Raw genomic sequence first — 1,093 nt, forward strand, 5'->3', positions numbered from 1 at the left:
GTTTCCGCCTTTTTCGCATCATTCATCGCGCGATCTGCGGCAAAGTAGGCAAAGGCGTTCACCTTGGGCTCCAGCTCGGCAATGCGGGCCAGCAGCACGCGCATGTACTCGACGGGCGAAATCTCTTTGGTGCGGATCAGCTCGGCCAGCTCGACGGCAGGCATAAAGCCGATGGTCTCAGAGTCCATTATCTACCTCCCTCTATGGATACTGATAGCTCACCGTTTTTTTGATGCCGATCGCGGCCGAAAGCTGGAAAAGGGGGTGTTCCGTTCCGGGTTAAAGCGAAGTTCCCGCAGCGTTGGACGCAAGCGGTCGACCGTGCAACATCACAAAACTCCCGCTTGGCGCAAACACAAGCGGAGTTTTAACCAAAAACAGTCGATCGAGTGTGTTGTTGTCGTAAAATCTATGCGACATGGTTGTTGCAATGCAGATTGATCAGGATAGGGGGACGCCTCGCGACGCCGCCCCTCCCACACCACCTGGGCATACAGGTCCGTACCACGGCGGTTCGATCGGATTGAGCTTGGGCAGAGACATGGAGTCGAGGGAGGCCGAGAGACTCGAAGTAATGGTTGCGTAGGGCCTGTTGGACCGCCGGGTGTCCTCACATGCACCCGAATCCGTCGGTGAACCGGCGGCAACCGCAGCTCCGAACTTTGGCACGCCATGACGGCGGAGTTCCTTGAAGCGGTTGTGCCCGTTCCCCCATTGCCGCCAGAGATACATGCGTCGTCTTCGACGGATCCACGCTTCCAAGTTCGTAAGCACCTGCGGGGTCTGGCAGCTATAGCGTGATGGGGTTGTCTAATCACGGCAGGGACGTCAAGTATCTTCGCGCTTTGAGATGCGTTTTCCGGGTACACGGCTGTCTTTGCAGTCGACATCAGTCGCCGCATGATGGGGTCTGAGGCGCACGTCCCGCGCCAGACGCGCTTGCCTTCGCGGCGGATCGACACCGCCGTCTCTTTCATCGACACGTCGAGACCGATAAATTCTTCCATGGCTGTTCTCCAATGATGCTTGGGCCCGGCGTCAGGTCGTGAGCCCGTATTTCCATTCCTATCGGGGAACAGCCACCCTCCAAGAC

Annotated in this window: 1 pseudogene; it reads right to left on the reverse strand. The window is 57.9% G+C overall.

The window, feature by feature from the left end:
• Positions 1–905: 905 nt before the first annotated feature.
• Positions 906–1,007: pseudogene (locus tag EOA85_RS35870) on the reverse strand (IS110 family transposase); the annotation flags it as partial.
• Positions 1,008–1,093: the final 86 nt, after the last annotated feature.

It is taken from the genome of Mesorhizobium sp. M5C.F.Ca.IN.020.29.1.1, from assembly GCF_003997375.1.
GTDB lineage: Bacteria > Pseudomonadota > Alphaproteobacteria > Rhizobiales > Rhizobiaceae > Mesorhizobium > Mesorhizobium wenxiniae.